The 17,009-nt window shown below is 65.2% G+C and carries 17 protein-coding genes; 11 read left to right on the top strand and 6 right to left on the bottom strand.

Annotation, left to right across the window (positions count from 1 at the left end; all coding sequences use genetic code 11):
* The first annotated feature begins 24 nt into the window (after positions 1-24).
* A complete protein-coding gene (locus AC0L21_RS32500) occupies positions 25-543 on the top strand; it encodes a DUF6101 family protein (RefSeq protein ID WP_473265759.1) in 519 nt (172 codons plus the stop codon).
* Here the strand turns inward: AC0L21_RS32500 and ubiA are convergent.
* Together ubiA and AC0L21_RS32490 are read right to left on the bottom strand one after the other, a co-directional pair.
* Positions 540-1,472: a 4-hydroxybenzoate octaprenyltransferase gene (ubiA, locus tag AC0L21_RS32495; RefSeq protein ID WP_473265758.1), complete on the bottom strand. Its 933-nt coding sequence runs from the start codon at positions 1,470-1,472 to the stop codon at positions 540-542. The two genes, AC0L21_RS32500 and ubiA, sit on opposite strands and share 4 nt — an antisense overlap.
* Positions 1,469-2,128: a hypothetical protein gene (locus tag AC0L21_RS32490; RefSeq protein ID WP_473265757.1), complete on the bottom strand. Its 660-nt coding sequence runs from the start codon at positions 2,126-2,128 to the stop codon at positions 1,469-1,471. Before AC0L21_RS32490 ends, ubiA begins: the two co-directional genes overlap by 4 nt.
* A gap of 210 nt (positions 2,129-2,338) precedes the next feature.
* Between AC0L21_RS32490 and AC0L21_RS32485 the strand changes: the two genes are divergently transcribed.
* Entirely contained in the window at positions 2,339-3,091 is a 753-nt protein-coding gene (locus AC0L21_RS32485; protein WP_473265756.1) for a 16S rRNA (uracil(1498)-N(3))-methyltransferase, read from the top strand.
* A gap of 83 nt (positions 3,092-3,174) precedes the next feature.
* On the opposite strand, the gene AC0L21_RS32480 is transcribed toward AC0L21_RS32485, so the two are convergent.
* Positions 3,175-4,119: a helix-turn-helix domain-containing protein gene (locus tag AC0L21_RS32480; RefSeq protein ID WP_473265755.1), complete on the bottom strand. Its 945-nt coding sequence runs from the start codon at positions 4,117-4,119 to the stop codon at positions 3,175-3,177.
* Between the two features lie 739 nt (positions 4,120-4,858).
* Here AC0L21_RS32480 and AC0L21_RS32475 point away from each other — a divergent pair.
* The 5 genes from AC0L21_RS32475 (at position 4,859) to AC0L21_RS32455 (ending at position 10,001) form a co-directional block, all read left to right on the top strand.
* On the top strand, positions 4,859-6,010 hold the full coding sequence (locus AC0L21_RS32475) for an ATP phosphoribosyltransferase regulatory subunit (RefSeq protein ID WP_473265754.1): 1,152 nt from the start codon (positions 4,859-4,861) through the stop codon (positions 6,008-6,010).
* 3 nt (positions 6,011-6,013) lie between these two features.
* Complete coding sequence (gene hisG / locus AC0L21_RS32470; RefSeq protein ID WP_018453440.1) at positions 6,014-6,991, top strand: ATP phosphoribosyltransferase; 978 nt, start codon at positions 6,014-6,016, stop codon at positions 6,989-6,991.
* Between the two features lie 112 nt (positions 6,992-7,103).
* Positions 7,104-8,195, top strand: a complete 1,092-nt coding sequence (locus AC0L21_RS32465) for a glycosyltransferase family 2 protein (protein WP_473265753.1) — start codon at positions 7,104-7,106, stop codon at positions 8,193-8,195.
* The gene (locus AC0L21_RS32460; protein WP_473265752.1) at positions 8,192-9,037 is read left to right on the top strand and encodes a ChbG/HpnK family deacetylase; all 846 of its coding nucleotides are present in this window, start codon (positions 8,192-8,194) and stop codon (positions 9,035-9,037) included. The genes AC0L21_RS32465 and AC0L21_RS32460 overlap by 4 nt, the downstream gene beginning before the upstream one ends.
* Positions 9,038-9,173: 136 nt before the next feature.
* Positions 9,174-10,001 carry a DUF2076 domain-containing protein gene (locus AC0L21_RS32455; protein ID WP_473265751.1) on the top strand — a complete coding sequence of 276 codons (828 nt, stop codon included), beginning with the start codon at positions 9,174-9,176 and terminating at the stop codon, positions 9,999-10,001.
* 76 nt (positions 10,002-10,077) lie between these two features.
* Here AC0L21_RS32455 and AC0L21_RS32450 read toward each other — a convergent pair whose 3' ends face one another.
* Positions 10,078-10,878, bottom strand: coding sequence for a L,D-transpeptidase (locus tag AC0L21_RS32450; protein ID WP_473265750.1), 801 nt, complete (start codon positions 10,876-10,878; stop codon positions 10,078-10,080).
* Between the two features lie 315 nt (positions 10,879-11,193).
* On the opposite strand from AC0L21_RS32450, the gene AC0L21_RS32445 reads away from it, so the two are divergent.
* Positions 11,194-11,973, top strand: a complete 780-nt coding sequence (locus tag AC0L21_RS32445; RefSeq protein ID WP_007614982.1) for a protein phosphatase CheZ — start codon at positions 11,194-11,196, stop codon at positions 11,971-11,973.
* A gap of 83 nt (positions 11,974-12,056) precedes the next feature.
* Here AC0L21_RS32445 and AC0L21_RS32440 read toward each other — a convergent pair whose 3' ends face one another.
* Complete coding sequence (locus AC0L21_RS32440) at positions 12,057-12,578, bottom strand: hypothetical protein (protein WP_007596953.1); 522 nt, start codon at positions 12,576-12,578, stop codon at positions 12,057-12,059.
* 313 nt (positions 12,579-12,891) lie between these two features.
* Between AC0L21_RS32440 and AC0L21_RS32435 the strand changes: the two genes are divergently transcribed.
* The 3 genes from AC0L21_RS32435 to AC0L21_RS32425 all read left to right on the top strand — a co-directional run bounded on the left by AC0L21_RS32435 (position 12,892) and on the right by AC0L21_RS32425 (position 16,380).
* Positions 12,892-13,188 (top strand): co-chaperone GroES, encoded by a 297-nt coding sequence (locus AC0L21_RS32435; protein WP_007596954.1) that lies wholly within the window; start codon positions 12,892-12,894, stop codon positions 13,186-13,188.
* Positions 13,189-13,334: 146 nt separating this feature from the next.
* A complete protein-coding gene (gene groL, locus AC0L21_RS32430) occupies positions 13,335-14,966 on the top strand; it encodes a chaperonin GroEL (protein ID WP_027520435.1) in 1,632 nt (543 codons plus the stop codon).
* 202 nt (positions 14,967-15,168) lie between these two features.
* Positions 15,169-16,380 carry a hypothetical protein gene (locus AC0L21_RS32425; protein ID WP_473265749.1) on the top strand — a complete coding sequence of 404 codons (1,212 nt, stop codon included), beginning with the start codon at positions 15,169-15,171 and terminating at the stop codon, positions 16,378-16,380.
* 153 nt (positions 16,381-16,533) lie between these two features.
* Here the strand turns inward: AC0L21_RS32425 and AC0L21_RS32420 are convergent, their stop codons facing one another.
* Positions 16,534-16,932, bottom strand: coding sequence for an META domain-containing protein (locus AC0L21_RS32420; protein WP_007614988.1), 399 nt, complete (start codon positions 16,930-16,932; stop codon positions 16,534-16,536).
* Positions 16,933-17,009 lie beyond the last annotated feature (77 nt).

The following is a 17,009-nucleotide window of genomic DNA, read 5'->3' as shown; positions in this document are numbered from 1 at the left end:
CCCCGGGGGGTTAAAAAAAACCCGTTGCGGCTAAAAACCCAACCCGGGGGCCCCCCCCCCGCGGGGCCCCCCCGCTCCGGGGGCCCCCACCCCCTTTCCCTTCCGGTCCGCTTCGATGCGCATGATCCGCGCGCCGACGGATATGTCCGGCAGATCGAGCTTCATCGCGAACGTGTCGTGCTGCACCGTGCCGTCCGCGGCATGCGGATGGCGATCAACGTCCGCGTCAGCGACTTCACGGGCGTCGCGCTGCGCGGCAACGACGAGGCCCAGACCCTCGTCCTCGTGCATCGCGATCCCTCGCTCTCCATTCCGCTGCTGGTCAGCGCCGACGGCGACGAACTCGTTGAGGCCTGGGCGATCTGGAGCGAGCTGTTCGCGCTTCCGCAGCTCGACGAAGGCGCACGCAAGCCCGCGCCGCGCCGTCGCCGCGCCAACGCGATCCGCCACCGCCGTCCGAAATTTCTGATGCGCCGCCGCACCGGTGTCGCACGCGAGTTGTCGGTGCATCGCGATGAGCGCGAGATCATCGCGCGGACTTAAGCCGCGCGCAGCACCGCGTCGGTCAGCAAACCAGCAAACAGCAGAAATCCCGCGTCGCGGTTCGAATAGAATAGGCGTTTGCAGAGATCGCCGTCGCTGATATTCAGCCGCGCGATCTGCGAGGCCAGATGCACGGCGAAGGCGCCGAGTCCGAGCCAGGCCGGCCAGCGCGCATCGCCCGACGCCAGCGCCACGCCGATCAGCAGCACCGCGAGGCCGTAGAACAGGATCAGCGCCTGGTGCGTATGCGCGCCGAACAGGCGCGCGGTGGATTTGATGCCGATCAGCGCATCGTCCTCGGCGTCCTGATGCGCGTAGATCGTGTCGTAGCCGATCACCCAGGAAATCGCGCCGGCATAGAGCACGAGCGCGGTGACGTCGATGCGCCCGAAGGTGACGGCAAATCCCATCAGTGCGCCCCAGGAGAAAGCGAGCCCGAGCACGATCTGCGGCCACCAGGTGATGCGCTTCATGAACGGGTAGATCGCGACGATCAGCAGCGAGGCGATGCCGGTCAGGATCGCAAAGCGGTTGAACTGCAACAACACCACGAGCCCGATCAACGCTTGCGCGACCATGAAGGCCAGCGCCTGCTTCGCGCTCACCTGGCCCGACGGCAGCGGCCGCGAGCGGGTGCGCTCGACCTTGTCGTCGAGGTCACGGTCGGTGATGTCGTTCCAGGTACAGCCTGCCCCTCGCATCACGAAGGCGCCGATGAAGAACAGGATGATGGTGAGCGGCAGGCCGCGGACGTCATGGGCCATTCCGGCTGCGAGCGCCGCCGACCACCAGCACGGCATCAACAGGAGCCAGGAGCCGATCGGACGATCGAAGCGGGACAAGCGCAGATAAGGCCGCGCCCATTGCGGCGCGCGCGTATCGACCCAGTTGCCGGTGGAATCGGCAACTCGGGCGGATGTGTCGCTCATCGGGTCAGGACGTTGCCGTTGAGTGTGTCGAAGGTGCTGCCGCCCTTCTTGCCGGCATTGGCCTCGGGCGCCGAGCCCGAACCCAGCACTTCGCTCAGCGACGGACCGGCCGGACCGCGCGGCTGGTTCTGCATTTGCTGCGCAACATTGCAGACCTTCGCCGCCATGGCTTCGGTGTTCTTGTGGCCGTCCTTCATCTGCGCGCCGACCTGCGCCGGAATCCCGCACTTCGAAGCGTTGGCCTCGATGTACTTGATCATCTTGGTCTCAGCCTGGCTGAAGTTGCGGATCAGCTTGCAAGCCTCGTCAGGCGGGGCGTGACGGTCGCTCGCGGCCTTGATCAGCTTGCCGCGCTTTTCGGCATCCTCGCGCAGAGGCATGAAGGCCTTCATGCAGTCCTCGCCGGGACCGGCTTGCGTCGGCGGGGCCGCGCTGAAGGCGCCGGCGCCACCGACGGGCGCGGCGCCGTTCACGGGGAAGGAGGATTGCGGCGCGCCGCCGACCGAGGCGACGGGCGCCGAGCCGTTCACGGGCGGAAACGCGGAACTAGCTGGGGCCTGGCCCGGCAGCGGCGCGGGGAAGCCCTGCGCATAGGCACAAACGGCGCCCATCGTGACCATGGCGGCAGTGATCGGAACCATCAAATGACGGATCATCAAGGCAGTCTCTCCGGCGGGAGCTTGCGGGGTTCGGCGTCTTCCCAATTGAAGCGCAACCAGCGTGCTCGCGATTTTACGATTCCCGCCGGCCCTTAACAACCCGTTGAATAGGGCGAGAGCGCGGCGCGCCGACGCACCATTTTGGCAAAATTTACCCCGAAAGTACTGCTTTCGGCTAAGAACGGCGCCAAATCGGACCTTTGAACCATGCCTTCCCACGATTTCCGCGGCCCCCGCCTGTTCGTCGACGCCCCCCTTGCCCAGGACGGCAGGGTCGAGCTCGACCGCGACCAGAGCAACTATCTCGGCAATGTGCTGCGGCTAGCCGCCGGGGCCGAGGTCTTGGCGTTCAACGGCCGCGACGGCGAATGGCAGGCTGCCATTGAAGGCCGCAAACGGCCGGACGGCCTCGTTATCCTCCAGCAGACCCGGCCGCAGGACCGGCTGCCCGACCTCGCCTACGTCTTCGCCCCGCTCAAGCATGCCCGTCTCGACTACATGGTGCAGAAGGCCATCGAGATGGGCGCCGCCAGCCTTCAGCCGGTTCTGACCCGGTTCACCCAGGCCTCCCGCGTCAATACCGAGCGGATGCGCGCCAATGTCGTCGAGGCGGCCGAGCAGTGCGGCATTCTCAGCATCGCCACCGTTGCCGAGCCGATGCCGCTGGAGCGCTTCCTCAGCCAGCGCGCCATCGGCAGACTGCTGATCTTCTGCGACGAGGCGGCGGAGCTCGAAAATCCCATTCAGAGCCTGCAAGGCGCCGGCGCGGCGGGGGGAATCGACGTGCTGATCGGCCCCGAAGGCGGCTTTGCCGGGGAAGAGCGGGCCCTGTTGCTGCGGCAGCCGAAAATCCTGCGGCTGGCGCTGGGACCCCGGATCATGCGGGCCGACACGGCCGCGGTGGCCGCGCTGGCGCTGGTGCAGGCGGTGCTGGGCGACTGGGGTGGCGAACGCGGCTAAGGCAATAATTGGTTGGCCTTCCGGCTGCTGATCATCTGAGCAGCCCAAAGCCAGCGAACCGGGTCGAGGGCGACCGCACCCTGCTATTCGCCTCGTAGCGATCGGTTCAGAGTCTCGGAAGGCAACTCTCCGAAAGCCTCTCTGTAGCTCGCTGCGAACTCGCTGAGATGCCAGAAACCATGCGCAAGCGCACAGGACTTCACACTCCGGCCCGCTCGGCCGGTGCGCAGTTGCTTGCGCACCGACCAGAGGCGCAAGACCCGGCTATAGCGATGCGGGCTCATGCCGCAGATGGCCCGTGTCGCACTCTGGAGAGTCCGGACCGACACGCCCGCCTGCTCCGCCAGTTCGGTCGTCTTGTGCCAGATCATCAGATCGCGCCGGATCAGTTTCTCCATATCAGCCACGATCCGCCGATAATGCTCGCTGGTGGATGAAACAGGTCCGCTTGCGACACTGGACCAGATCGCCGCATCCATCGTGCTGAGCAGCGACTGTTCGACAAGTGCTTGCGAAGCCGGCTCGTTCAGGAAGTCTGGGTCATTTGCTGCGGTTTCAAGCGAGATCGAGATCAGACGGCGCAGCGAGGCAAGCACGTCCGGCGCCGGATTCAGCAAATGGCATCCATCGCCCAATTCAGGCAATGGCTCCCGCCCGGATGGACTGAAGTAGACCACTGCCAGCAGACGCCCCTCCGGCTCATGCACCAGGCAATCTGAATCACCTTTCAATACGAGGACAGAACCGCCCATCGATTGCCCGTTGATGCGGGCAGAGGTCACGTGATCCATCGGTACCGCCACTGCGGCAGCATTGGTGAACTGATAGCCTCGAATGATCCGGGGGAAGGTTTTCAACAGCGACAGGGTCAGGCTCGGCAAGGTGAGCCGGGCACGCATGATCGCTGTCACCCCGGCCGACAACGGCATGCTCGATGCGCCGGCGTATTTCTCGGTCTCGCCGAAATGATCGATGTCATACGATTTGAGCTCGAGCGCCGAGGACGGCTTGAGATCCTGGAACGACATCAAGCGATCCGCCGCTCTCTTTTGCATTCCCTCGCGAGCAGGGACTAGACGGCTTTGATCCATGTTCTGCTGCTTACCTGGCCTTCTTCTTGGAAACTGCGACTTTAGCGCCACGCAATCATCCGGCCCGTCGACGCCGGCGCGCCGCAGGTCGCGGAGCATTGAGATGGCATGGACGATCAGAAGGTCGAGTGGATCGAATTCGTCTTAGTGCCGGAACATGTCGCAGATCGAAAACAGCATATAGGCCAGCGTGTGTCGCGCGACCGGATACCATCGGTTGCGTTGCACATGAATCGGAAACCAACTCGCATTGTAAACGAAGGCTCTGCGAACGGATCGTCCCCCTACCCAAATTGAGTATGCGACCGGTGGAGTATTCTCAAACGGGCCGAGCAGCTCGCGGATGGGGTGAGTCCGAAGGCGGCCGGAGCTTTCCGCCCCAGGCGACGCATTCCTCGTGGAAGCGCCCGGAGACGTCCCTGGCCCGAAATGAATGAGGGTAAGGCCTCCCTACCTGTCCCGGTCGGGCAGCTGCATGAACTTGGTATTATACTACCCCGAATCGGTGCGAGACCCGATTCGGGCTTCGCCTCCTGTGATGACCGCGCCTCGCTCCGACGCCGTTAAGCGATTGATCCTTTGGAGGTCGAAACCGCTTTCGGGCCATGCTAAGGCCTGCGGCAATTCGCTTCGCCTGCTTGCCCTGCCCGGTTCCACCGGGACGATGGACCCCGAGATGACCCCGACTGCCACCTCACATGCTGCCGGCTCCGCCGCCTGGGCGGACACGCTGCTGCTGTCGTTCGCGCAGGCCGGCTATGTCAGGGCCGAGCCCGCCATCCTGCAGCCGGCCGAACCGTTCCTGGATCTCTCCGGCGAGGATATCCGCAAGAGCCTGTACCTGACCACGGACCTCTCCGGCGAGGAGCTCTGCCTGCGCCCGGACCTGACCATTCCGGTGGCCCGCGATTACCTCAGCTCTGGTCGTGCCGGCCAGCCGGCCGGGTTCAGTTATCTCGGCCCGGTGTTCCGCTACCGCAACGGCCAGAGCAGCGAATTCCTGCAGGCCGGCATCGAATCGTTCGGCCGTCAGGACCGCGCCGCGGCCGATGCCGAGATGCTGGCCCTGGCGCTGGAGGCGACCGCCGCCTTCGGCGTCCGCGACGTCGAGATCCGCACCGGCGACGTGGCGCTGTTCAACGCGCTGCTCGACGCGCTCGACCTCTATCCGGTCTGGCGCCGCCGCCTGGTCAAGGATTTCAACCGCAAGATCAGCCTGGAGCAGGATCTGGAGCGGCTGGCAGCCGCAACCACCGCGACCCGCAGCGAATATGAGGGCGTGCTCGCGGCGCTCGCCGGCTCCGACCGCAAGGCGGCACTCGCTTTCGTCACCGATCTGATGTCGATCGCCGGCACCACCAATGTCGGCGGCCGCACCACCGCCGAGATTGCCGACCGCTTCCTCGAGCAGTCGACGCTGAAGGGCGGCGCGCTGCCGCGCGAGGCCATCGCCGTGCTCAAGCGTTTCCTGTCGATATCGGGTAACCCCGATGACGCCGTCGCCGAGCTGCGCGCGCTCACCAATGACGCGAAGCTCGACCTCAGTGCTGCGGTCGACCAGTTCGAAAGCAGGGTCGGCTTCATGGCAGCGCGCGGCATCGATGTGAAGGCGACGCGCTTTTCGACCTCGTTCGGACGCGGGCTCGACTACTATACCGGCTTCGAATTCGAGCTGCATCACCGCGGCAACGGCGCCGAGCCGCTGGTTGCCGGCGGCCGCTATGACGGGCTGATGACCCAGCTTGGATCGGTCGAGCCGATCCCCGCGGTCGGTTTCTCGGTCTGGGTGGATGCGCTGACCCGGATTGGCCGCAAGGTGGGAGCTTAAGTCATGAGCGCGCCATTCGTTCTGGCCGTTCCCTCCAAGGGCCGCCTGCAGGAAAATACCGAGGCCTTCTTCGCCCGCGCCGGGCTGAAGCTGTCGAAGGCGGGCGGCGCCCGCGACTATCGCGGCACGCTCGCAGGCCTCGACAATGTCGAGGTCGCCTATCTCTCGGCGAGCGAGATCGCCTCGCAACTGTCGCGCGGCTCGGCGCATCTCGGCGTCACCGGGGAGGATCTGGTGCGCGAGACCATCGCGGACGCCGACAAGCGCGTCTCCCTGATCGAAGGCCTCGGCTTCGGCTATGCCGACGTCGTCGTCGCGGTGCCGCAGGCGTGGATCGACGTCCGCACCATGGCCGACCTCGACGACGTCACCACCGGCTTCCGCGAGCAGCATCACATGCGGATGCGGGTCGCGACCAAGTTCATCAACCTCACCCGCGCCTTCTTCCAGAGCCAGGGCATCACCGATTACCGCATCGTCGAGAGCACGGGCGCGACCGAAGGCGCGCCGGCCGCCGGCAGCGCCGAGTTGATCGTCGACATCACCACGACCGGCGCGACCCTCGCCGCCAACGGATTGCGGGTGCTCGACGACGGTGTGATCCTGCGCAGCCAGGCCAATCTGGTCGCCTCGAGGGACGCCGATTGGTCGCCGCAGGCGCGGGAGACCGCGCGAATCATCCTCGATCACATCGCGGCGCGGGCGCGGGCCAACAAATACCGCGAAGTCCGCACCCGCTTCCGCCAGTGCGACGCGGCCATGCTCACCGAGGCCCACGAGCGCTTCGGCGTCGAGGCCCCGTTCGGCGGGCCGACCTCGTCAGGCATGCTCACGCTGCACTGCCCGCCGGGCCAGCTCTATGCACTCGCGAGCTTCCTGCGCGGACATGGCGCCGAGACCGTCTCGGTGGTTTCGCTGGACTACGTGTTCGACCGGGAGAACCCGCTGTTCGCCAGGCTCGAGGCGTTCCTGCGGCAGTGAGCCCAAAGTTTGATGAGCAATTCCGTTCAGCGTAGCGACAGCAAACGGCAGCTACCATATGCTGTCGAGATGACCTTGCAAGAGAACCTGATCGCCTCTGGAACCTTGATCGATGACGCTGGGCTCTGACGTTTCCGGCATGACGACCACCGCGGCAAGCGCCGCCGCGAAGGGACTGTCGATTGTCGTCCCGCTCTACAACGAAGCGGCGGGCCTCGCCGCCTTGCACCAGCGCATCTGCGATCTCGCAAAGACCTTGCGGCAGCGCTACCGCTTGGCTTGCGGGGTCGTCTATGTCGACGACGGCAGCGCGGACGCGACGCTGTCGATCGCCCGCTCGCTGCCGGCCGACGCGGTCGACGTCCAGGTGGTGTCGCTGTCGCGCAATTTCGGCAAGGAGGCCGCGCTGATGGCCGGCCTCGACCATGCCAGGCTCGGCGCGGTGCTGTTCATGGACGGCGACGGCCAGCATCCGCCGTCGCTGGTCGAGCGACTGGTGCGGCACTGGATCGAGGACGGCTACGACGTCGTCTATACCGCCAAGGCGCATCGCGACAACGAGCCGTTCCTGCGGCGGCTCGCCGGACGCGGCTTCTATGCGCTGATCAATTGGGGCGCGCGCCAGAAGATACCAGAAGACGCCGGTGACTTCCGCCTGCTGTCGCCGCGCGCGGTCGCAGCACTGAGGCAGCTGCCCGAGCGCAACCGCTTCTTCAAGGGCCTCGCGAGCTGGATCGGCTTCCGCCAGATCCGCGTTGATTACGAACCGGCGCCGCGCACCCATGGCGTGACAACCTTCAGCGCCGCGCGTCTGCTTGGTCTTTCGATCGAAGGCGTCACCTCGTTCTCGGTGGCGCCGCTGCGCTTCGCCAGCCTGCTCGGCGTGATCCTCGCCGGCGGAGCGTTCCTGTTCGGTCTGTCGATCCTCTGGGAGGTCTTGACCACCGGCAAGCAGGTGCCCGGTTATCCCTCACTCGTGATCGGCCTGATGACGATCGGGGGCGTGCAGCTCATCATGATCGGCATCGTCGGCGAATATATCGGCAAGATCCTGTCCGAGCTGAAGGCGCGGCCGATCTACTTCGTCGCCGAGCACAGTGAAAAGCATTTCGAGACCGACAAGGCCCAGGACGCTTCAAGCCAGGACGCTTCAAGCCTGGACGCTTCAAGTCTGGACGCCTCGAAGAGGACGGCGGCCGAATGAGCGCGGCCGCGCCGCCGCGGCGGATCTGGCTCTGCGCCGACGATTACGGCATCAGCCCGGGCGTCAATCGCGCCATCCGCGACCTGATCGAACGCGGCCGTCTCAACGCCACCTCGGTGATGATGGTGGGACCTGCGGTCGAGCGCAGCGAGATCGAGGCGCTCCAGGCGGCAGCGCAAGCGAGCCCGCGCTGCGCGATCGGATTGCACGTGACATTGTCGGCACCGTTCCGGCCGCTCACAATGCATTTCCGCCCGCTCGACGGCGACATGTTTCTCCCGTTTCCGAAGCTGCTGCGCGCGGGTCTTGCGCGAAGGCTCGACCGCGAGTTCTTTCGCAACGAGGTCAAGGCGCAGCTGGCAGCCTTCGCGAAAGCGTTCGGGCGCGCGCCTGACTTCGTCGACGGCCATCAACATGTGCAGCTCTACCCGCAGGTGCGCGACGGATTTGTCGACGCAGTCGCCGAAGCCGCGCCAAAAGCCTGGGTGCGCCAGGGCGGCCGCGACCTGCCGCTGATGCAGCGGCTGGCCTCACCGAAAGCCATGGTGCTCGATATCCTCAGCGCGCAATTCCGCCGCCGTGCCGGCAACGCGGGCCTCAGCTTCAATCCCGGTTTCGCCGGCGCCTATGATTTCACGCTAGCCGTCGATTTCGGTGCGCTGATGCGGCAATTCCTCGAAGGCCTGCCGGATGGCGGCCTGATCATGTGCCATCCCGGCTTCGTCGACGACATCCTCACCGGGCTCGACCCCATGACGGATGTCCGCGAACGCGAGCACGCCTATCTCGCCGGCGATGCCTTTGCGCGCCTGCTGACGGACAGCGGCGTCACGCTGGGGTGAAACCGACGAAAGTTTGCGAGAAAGCCGCCCGCGAGGCAGCTTGTCGCATACCGAAATTTAATCCAGCCGGCACTGTTGGGGCCACAATGGAACCCTACATCTGCCTCGCGCTTGTTTTGCGCGAGGGAGACTGACCATGACGCCGCAGGAACGCCAACTCGTCGACGAGCTTTTCGACCGGCTTTCGAAATTGGAAAATGCACCGCGCGATCCCGACGCGATCGCCGCGATCTCCGACGGCCTGCGCAAGGCCCCCGGCGCGATCTATGCGCTGGTGCAGACCGTGCTGTTGCAGGACGAGGCGCTGAAGCGTGCTCACAACCGCATCCAGGAGCTGGAGGCGGCGCAGGCGCCCGAGCAGGCGCAGTCCGGCGGTTTCCTGGACACCATGCGCGACACGCTATTCGGCGGGGGTCCGTCGCGCGGCTCGGTTCCGAACGTGCCGCCGCGTGACTCGCGGCCGGTGTGGAACAGCGGTCAGGCGATGCAGCAGACCCAGCCAGGTTACGGCCAGCCGCCCTATGGGCAGGCTTACGGCCAAGGACCGGGGCAAGGCTATGGCGCGCCGCCGGTCGGCGGTGGCGGCGGTTCGTTCCTCGGCACGGCGGCGGCAGCCGCGGCCGGCGTCGTCGGCGGGTCGCTGCTGCTCTCCAGCATCCGCGGCATGATGGGCGGATCGCATCAGCAGGCCTTCGGCGACACCAATGCCCTGGGCGACCGCAGCGCTGGTGGAAGTCCCTGGAGCGGCAACGATCAGTCCGGCGGCTCGCTCGCACGCGATGCCGGCCTCGACGATATCGGCTCGAACCGCGATCGTGGCGATGCATCCCGGCAGGGCTTTGCCGACCACGCTTCGAACGACGACCAGAATTACAACGATCAGAACGACAATGACGACAATGTCGACCTCGCCGACGACAGCGATTTCGGCGGCGGAGACGATGGCGGCAGCGATTACGCCTGACGCTTCTTATCCTTCTTGCTCCAAACGAGAACGGCCGCCGATGAGGCGGCCGTTTTTGGTTCCGAGCACTATGCGCCTACATCACGACGACCTTGGTGCCGACGTTGACGCGGCCATAGAGGTCGATGACGTCTTCGTTGCGCATGCGGATGCAGCCCGAGGAGACGTTGGTGCCGATGGTCCAGGGCTCGTTCGAGCCATGGATACGGTAGAGCGTCGAACCGAGATACATCGCGCGCGCGCCGAGCGGATTTTCCGGGCCGCCTTCCATGTGCCGGGGCAGGTCGGGGCGGCGCGCGATCATTTCCGCCGGCGGCGTCCAGGCCGGCCATTCGCGCTTGGCCGTGATCGACTTCACGCCGGACCAGGTGAAGCCGGGACGGCCGACGCCGATGCCGTAGCGCATTGCCCGACCGTTGCCCTCGACGAGATAGAGGAACTTGTTCGGCGTATCGACCACGATCGTGCCGGCGCTTTCATTGCCGCTATAGTCAACGAGTTGTTTCTCGAATCTCGGGTCGAACTGGCGCTGCCGCGGATCGACCGCCTCCTGCTGGAGACCTGCGCCCTGCATCTGCGGCTCGCCCATCGGCGGCAGGCGACGCTGGTCGTAGTAACCAGGCTGCTGCTGATACACCGGCTGCTGCGGAGCGTAGGCCGGACCGCGACCTGGCCCGTCGCCGAACATGAACTCGATGAAGCCGCCGCCCATGTTCGAATTGGAGGCGACGCGAACCGGCGCAGGCGGCACTTGCGGCTGATAGAGCACCGCGGGCGGATCGTTCGGCACGCTATTGTCGAAGGCGCTGGCGCCGTTGGCGCCGGCAATGAAGGTGCAAGCGCTGCCAAGCAGCGCGACAGACATTTTCTTGAACATCGACGTACTCTGTACTGTTTCGTCTAGATCACATGCGTCGTGGCGAGGTGATGGCTGATCCGCACCCGCGACGTGGTCAATAAAGAGCAAAAGCCGTTTTGTTTGGTAAACGGAAACGCCATTTCGATTCACCACGTCGTCGGCGGCGGCGCAATTTGGCGATCAGCGTTTATTTTCGATGAACGCCGTGCACGCATGGTTAATCGCTCGTTTGCAGGCCGTCGCGCACAACCGCCACGACAGTTCCGGCTGTGAACTTCGTGTTAAATCGCTTCTGCCTACAAAGACGCGTGAGTGAGGTGGGGGGAGTTCTTGATGGCTATTCACCGCAAACGTTTTCGTGTCGAGGAGGCTATTGTCGGCGAGATGCCCAGCCCCGAAATGATTGAGGAGGCTGCGCCGATGCATAGCGAGATCATGGCCGAGTTGCGTGCGATCCGTGCACAGATGGCAAAGGGCACCGCGCCCTTGTCCGGCAGCGCCGCCATGGCGGCGATCGACGCCTCAACCGCCCACGAGCTCTCCGAAGCCCGTACCATGCTCGATACTTACCGGGCGCAGATCGAGCAGTGCGAGAAGCTGAAGGTCGAGCTCGACCTCATCCACGACGCCATCGACCGTACCAAGCGCGAGATCGCGACACTGCACGGCAAGAGCTTCGACGGCGGCGAAATGGCCAAGGTCAATGGCGAGCTCGGCGCGGTCGTCGGCGGTACCGAACAGGCGACCCAGCAGATCCTCGAAGCCGCCGAGTCGATCGACCAGGCGGCCAGCGCGATGGCCAAGGTGCAATCGGCCGATCAGCAGAAGCGGCTCGCCGACGATATCCAGGAACGCGTCATCTCGATCTTCGAAGCCTGCAACTTCCAGGACCTGACCGGCCAGCGCATCAGCAAGGTCATGAGCACGATGAAGTTCATCGAGCAGCACATCAATTCCATGATGGAAATCTGGGGCGGCGTCGACGCGATCAAGTCTCATGTCGTGCCGCAGGTCGACACCCGCAGCGATGACGACAAGCTTCTCAACGGCCCGAAGCTCGCCGGCGACGTCGGCCACGCCTCGCAGGACGACATCGACGCGCTGTTCGACTGAGCGGACGCGACACCCTGAATAACAAAAACGCCGGCGCAAGCCGGCGTTTTCTGTTTTTGGACGTCATTGGGAGCGCGGACCGCCTACGCCCTCGGCGCGCAGCGGACGTAGACCATGTTGCCGTAGCGGGTGGCGGCGTCCTTATCGATGAAGCGGGTGATGAGGACGCGGCCGTCGAAGGAGACGATCTCGCGGTCCTGCTCGCCGGGCGTCGGACCCGCCGGCCCGATATAGTTCTTGCCGCTGGGCGAACCCTTCAGCCGCAGCTCCTGCGGTGTTGCCTGGTCCGCCAGATGCATGATCACGCCGCCGGAGGAGCCGGCGGTGATCACGTAAGGATTTTTGCACTGGGCCCGGGCGGCAGCCTCGGTACGGGCGCGGTCGGCCGGGTTCTGGAACGAGGCGAGGCCCCAGCGCCCGACGATCTCGTCGGCGCGGATCGACGCGGGCATTTCCGGACCGGTGCCGGGCTCGGCCTCGGGGGGCGGTGAGGACGAAGAAAAGGACGGCAGGCTCATGCCGCCCCCGCAGGCGCCAAGCAGCAGCGCCAGGCAAGAAGCCGCCGCCAGATTGGCGACCGTGCGCGCGTGAGCTGAACTGATCATGGCATTCCCCCGGACAAAACCATGGCCGCACCCCTTCCGCAGCCAAGCGCAAAACCGCTGCCGGAGCAATGACGTCCTTTAATACGCCGGCGCCCCGAACAAGTTTCCAATGTCACCATCCTATATCCGTCTCACCAATCGCTTAACCACCTTTGCTTGACAGGATCGCGGCCAAGCCATATTCCCGGACGCACCATTAGCACTCTGAAAGATGGATTGCTAACGCGCGCCGATCGATCCTCGGGAAGGGTGGACGGAAGCGCCGCCCGCCCACTTCCTCTCCTTCCGAAGCGAGCCTCCAAAGGGAAACGTCATGACTAAATCCAAATTTCGTCCGCTGCATGACCGTGTCGTGGTCAAACGTATCGACGCCGAGTCAAAGACCAAGGGCGGCATCATCATTCCGGACACAGCCAAGGAAAAGCCGTCCCAGGGCGAAGTGGTCGCCGTCGGCCCCGGTGGCCGCGACGAGGCCGGCAAGCTGATCCCGATCGACCTCAAGGTCGGCGACCGTGTGCTGTTTGGCAAGTGGTCGGGCACCGAGGTCAAGATCGACAACGATGAGCTCCTGATCATGAAGGAGTCGGACATCATGGGTGTGATGGCCTAAGGCCAGACGCCTGAACGGCCGCTGAATGCATGCCCGGGTCATTCGATCCGGGCATGCATCATTCCGCCGGGTTCGATCGCGGACCCCGGAATGAGGCGACCCAATAAGCAAGACACATCACGAAAAAAGAAGAGGAATTGCAGACCATGGCTGCCAAAGACGTCAAATTTTCCGGAGACGCGCGCGATCGCATGCTGCGCGGCGTCGATATTCTCGCCAACGCCGTCAAGGTGACGCTCGGCCCCAAGGGCCGCAACGTGCTCATCGAGAAGTCGTTCGGCGCGCCCCGCATCACCAAGGACGGCGTCACCGTCGCCAAGGAGATCGAGCTCGAGGACAAGTTCGAGAACATGGGCGCCCAGATGGTGCGTGAGGTCGCCTCCAAGACCAACGATCTCGCCGGCGACGGCACCACCACCGCGACCGTGCTGGCCCAGTCCATCGTACGCGAAGGCGCCAAGTCGGTTGCCGCCGGCATGAACCCGATGGACCTCAAGCGCGGCATCGACATCGCGGTCGCGGCCGTCGTCAAGGACATCGAGAAGCGCGCCAAGCCGGTCGCCGCCTCCTCCGAGGTCGCCCAGGTCGGCACCATCTCGGCCAACGGCGATGCCGCCATCGGCAAGATGATCGCGCAGGCGATGCAGAAGGTCGGCAACGAGGGCGTAATCACCGTCGAGGAGAACAAGTCGCTCGACACCGAGGTGGACATCGTCGAGGGCATGAAGTTCGACCGCGGCTATCTCAGCCCCTACTTCGTCACCAACCCCGAGAAGATGACCGCCGAGCTCGAGGACGCCTACATCCTCTTGCACGAGAAGAAGCTGTCCGGCCTGCAGGCCATGCTCCCGGTGCTTGAAGCCGTGGTGCAGTCGGGCAAGCCGCTCGTCATCATCGCCGAGGACGTCGAGGGCGAGGCACTGGCCACCCTGGTCGTCAACCGCCTCCGTGGCGGCCTGAAGGTCGCCGCCGTCAAGGCGCCGGGCTTCGGCGACCGCCGCAAGGCCATGCTCGAGGACCTCGCGATCCTCACCGGCGGCCAGCTGATCTCCGAAGACCTCGGCATGAAGCTCGAGAACGTCACGGTGAAGATGCTTGGACGCGCGGGCAAGGTGGTGATCGACAAGGAGAACACCACGATCGTCAAGGGCGCCGGCAAGAAGCCGGAGATCGAGGCCCGCGTCGGCCAGATCAAGGCCCAGATCGAGGAGACCACCTCGGATTACGACCGTGAGAAGCTCCAGGAGCGCCTCGCCAAGCTCGCAGGCGGCGTCGCGGTGATCCGCGTCGGCGGCGCCACCGAGATCGAGGTCAAGGAGAAGAAGGACCGCGTCGAGGACGCGCTCAACGCCACCCGCGCCGCGGTGCAGGAAGGCATCGTCCCCGGCGGCGGGGTCGCGCTGCTCCGCGCCAAGAAGGCGGTTGGCCGTCTGACCAACGCCAATGCCGACGTCCAGGCCGGCATCAACATCGTGCTGAAGGCGCTGGAAGCCCCGATTCGCCAGATCTCCGAGAACGCCGGCGTGGAAGGCTCGATCGTCGTCGGCAAGATCCTGGAGAACAAGTCCGAGACCTTCGGCTTCGACGCCCAGACCGAGGAGTATGTCGACATGGTCGAGAAGGGCATCATCGACCCCGCCAAGGTGGTGCGCACCGCGCTCCAGGACGCCGCCTCGATCGCCGGCCTGCTGGTGACCACCGAGGCCATGGTCGCCGAGTCGCCGAAGAAGGACGCCGCGCCCGGCATGCCGGCCGGTGGCGGCATGGGCGGCTTCTAAGGCCGATCCCTAGCCCACAGTGTTGCGAAGGCCGCCTCCGGGCGGCCTTCTTTTTTGGCGATCATGCCCCGTGCTTTCCAATTCAACCGGCGGCCAAAACCCACTACGGTGACGCCCGATTCGAATTGTTTGGGCCTGATCTCAACGGAAAACCGCTTCACACTTTTCCGGATCATGCCCCATTGCCTCAGGGATTTCCTAGATGCGCGCGCTTGTGTTTTGCTCCACGGCCGTTCTGGCGGCTCTGCTTGCAGTTTCGCCTGAGGTCGCATCCGCCCAGATGAAGCTGGCGCCGAAGGCCACGGCGCCCGGCGGCGTCGAGACGCGCTATTTCACCTCGATCGACGGGTTGATGGACGGTAATGCCGACGTGATCCTGAAGGAGACACGCCAGGGCAAGACCGTCACCGCAGCCGTGCTCGACGTCTGTTATCCCGTCGCGAAGAATTCCGACCGCAAGGACCGCTTCGTCGTCAATCTCCAGGTCGCGGGCCAGAACCTGACGGGTACGACGCAGAGCCTCGGCGCGAAGGCGCCGGTCACCATCAAGCTGCTGCGCAAACAGGCCGGAGACACGTTCGAATTCCGCGGCCAGATCAGCATTGGCCAAGCCGTGACCGAGGTCACCTCGCCCGACAATTCCGATCTCAGCGAGAAGGAATTCCTCGACAACCAGACCTCCGACGACGGCATCACGCCGCAGCCGAAGGATTTCACCGACGTCTCGCCGGAAGCGATCGCGGTCAAGGTCAAGCTGGATGCCGCGACCGAGTTCCTGAAGAGCCTGAAGGGCCAGGACGTCGAGGTGACGCTGGCGAGCCTCACCGTCGGCTGCGACGCGCTACGCGCGGGCGAGCAGACCATCAACATGTCGGTCGATCCGGAGCGCGCTGGCGCGCTGCTGGCAAAATTCAAGGCGATGCCCGGCGTCACCGCCGCGGGCTGGACCGCGGGCATGACGGAGATGGACCGCACCATCCGCATTCCCGCCGCCGACTGGCGCGACGGCGACAAGATCAACCGCGACAAGCTCGCGGCCGCGGTGGCTGGCGTGCTGAGCAGGACGCTGGCGGCAAAGCCGGTCTCGCAAAGCTTCAACCCGGCGACCGGCAAGCTCAAGCTGGTGTTCAAGCGGCCGAACCAGGATTTTCCGGCGCTCGAGCTCACCGACACGATCGAGGTCGCGGGCCTCGTCTCGCCCGACAAGCCCGGCACGACCGACAAGCTCATGCTCTGGGTCGGGAATCCCGTGACCACGACCACCGACGAGAGCAGCGGTGCCAAGCTCAATCTCTCGGACGAAGCGACCGCCGACGAGGAAGGCGATCAGCCCGACGACAACGGTTCGGTCGAGGCGCTCGCCAAGGAGCTGAAAGGCCAGCGCTGGGACGCCGACAAGTCGGTGTGGAAGTAGACCCTCGTGCCCCGGACGCAGCGCAGCACGTCAGTGATGCGCTGCTGAGCCGGGGCCCAGAAGCCGCGCACGAAATCGACGACAGATACCGGGGTCCCGGCTCTGCGCAGCAGCGTTGCACGCTGCAGCGCGTCCGGGACACGAGAGCGAGACCTAATTCCCGTTGACGCGGAAGCGCAGCGGCTTGGGGCCTACGAGCGTCAGCACGTCGCCCTGGCGCTTCCAGGTCTCGACGCTGCCCAGCGCTGCAACGAGATCGTCGTCGGCCTGGGCCCTTGCCGGCGGACAGGAGCGGTCCTGGATCTGGCCGGGGACGAAGATCACGGTGTTGCCGGCGACCGAGAACTGGCCCTTGCCGCCCTTGCACCAGAGCTCCAGCACCACCTCGCCATTGTCGCCGATCTCGATGTTCGGGATCCGTTTCGAGCCCGGCTGCGGCAGCGCCTCCAGCGTCATCTCGGTGCCGAACGGAAAACCGTCCTCCGCACGCGCGAGCGTGGACATCGCGAGCATTGCGACCGCCGCACACACCGTCTGCCTGAACGAAACCATGAGACCTCTCGACCGACCTGACTTGCGGCACCTTCTATAAGACGGCGGCGCCGTTGAGAAGGTTCGCCATGCGCGAC

The sequence above is a fragment of the Bradyrhizobium sp. WSM4873 genome, from assembly GCF_055811355.1.
This window is presented reverse-complemented; position numbering and strand designations above follow the sequence as displayed.

Excerpts from the sequence above, each read along its gene's own strand:
- ubiA (WP_473265758.1), bottom strand. The coding sequence starts at position 1,472 with ATGAGCGACACATCCGCCCGAGTTGCCGATTCCACCGGCAACTGGGTC.
- AC0L21_RS32490 (WP_473265757.1), bottom strand. The coding sequence starts at position 2,128 with ATGATCCGTCATTTGATGGTTCCGATCACTGCCGCCATGGTCACGATG.
- AC0L21_RS32485 (WP_473265756.1), top strand. The coding sequence starts at position 2,339 with ATGCCTTCCCACGATTTCCGCGGCCCCCGCCTGTTCGTCGACGCCCCC.
- AC0L21_RS32480 (WP_473265755.1), bottom strand. The coding sequence starts at position 4,119 with ATGTCGTTCCAGGATCTCAAGCCGTCCTCGGCGCTCGAGCTCAAATCG.
- AC0L21_RS32475 (WP_473265754.1), top strand. The coding sequence starts at position 4,859 with ATGACCCCGACTGCCACCTCACATGCTGCCGGCTCCGCCGCCTGGGCG.
- hisG (WP_018453440.1), top strand. The coding sequence starts at position 6,014 with ATGAGCGCGCCATTCGTTCTGGCCGTTCCCTCCAAGGGCCGCCTGCAG.
- AC0L21_RS32465 (WP_473265753.1), top strand. The coding sequence starts at position 7,104 with ATGACGCTGGGCTCTGACGTTTCCGGCATGACGACCACCGCGGCAAGC.
- AC0L21_RS32460 (WP_473265752.1), top strand. The coding sequence starts at position 8,192 with ATGAGCGCGGCCGCGCCGCCGCGGCGGATCTGGCTCTGCGCCGACGAT.
- AC0L21_RS32455 (WP_473265751.1), top strand. The coding sequence starts at position 9,174 with ATGACGCCGCAGGAACGCCAACTCGTCGACGAGCTTTTCGACCGGCTT.
- AC0L21_RS32450 (WP_473265750.1), bottom strand. The coding sequence starts at position 10,878 with ATGTTCAAGAAAATGTCTGTCGCGCTGCTTGGCAGCGCTTGCACCTTC.
- AC0L21_RS32445 (WP_007614982.1), top strand. The coding sequence starts at position 11,194 with ATGGCTATTCACCGCAAACGTTTTCGTGTCGAGGAGGCTATTGTCGGC.
- AC0L21_RS32440 (WP_007596953.1), bottom strand. The coding sequence starts at position 12,578 with ATGATCAGTTCAGCTCACGCGCGCACGGTCGCCAATCTGGCGGCGGCT.
- AC0L21_RS32435 (WP_007596954.1), top strand. The coding sequence starts at position 12,892 with ATGACTAAATCCAAATTTCGTCCGCTGCATGACCGTGTCGTGGTCAAA.
- groL (WP_027520435.1), top strand. The coding sequence starts at position 13,335 with ATGGCTGCCAAAGACGTCAAATTTTCCGGAGACGCGCGCGATCGCATG.
- AC0L21_RS32425 (WP_473265749.1), top strand. The coding sequence starts at position 15,169 with ATGCGCGCGCTTGTGTTTTGCTCCACGGCCGTTCTGGCGGCTCTGCTT.
- AC0L21_RS32420 (WP_007614988.1), bottom strand. The coding sequence starts at position 16,932 with ATGGTTTCGTTCAGGCAGACGGTGTGTGCGGCGGTCGCAATGCTCGCG.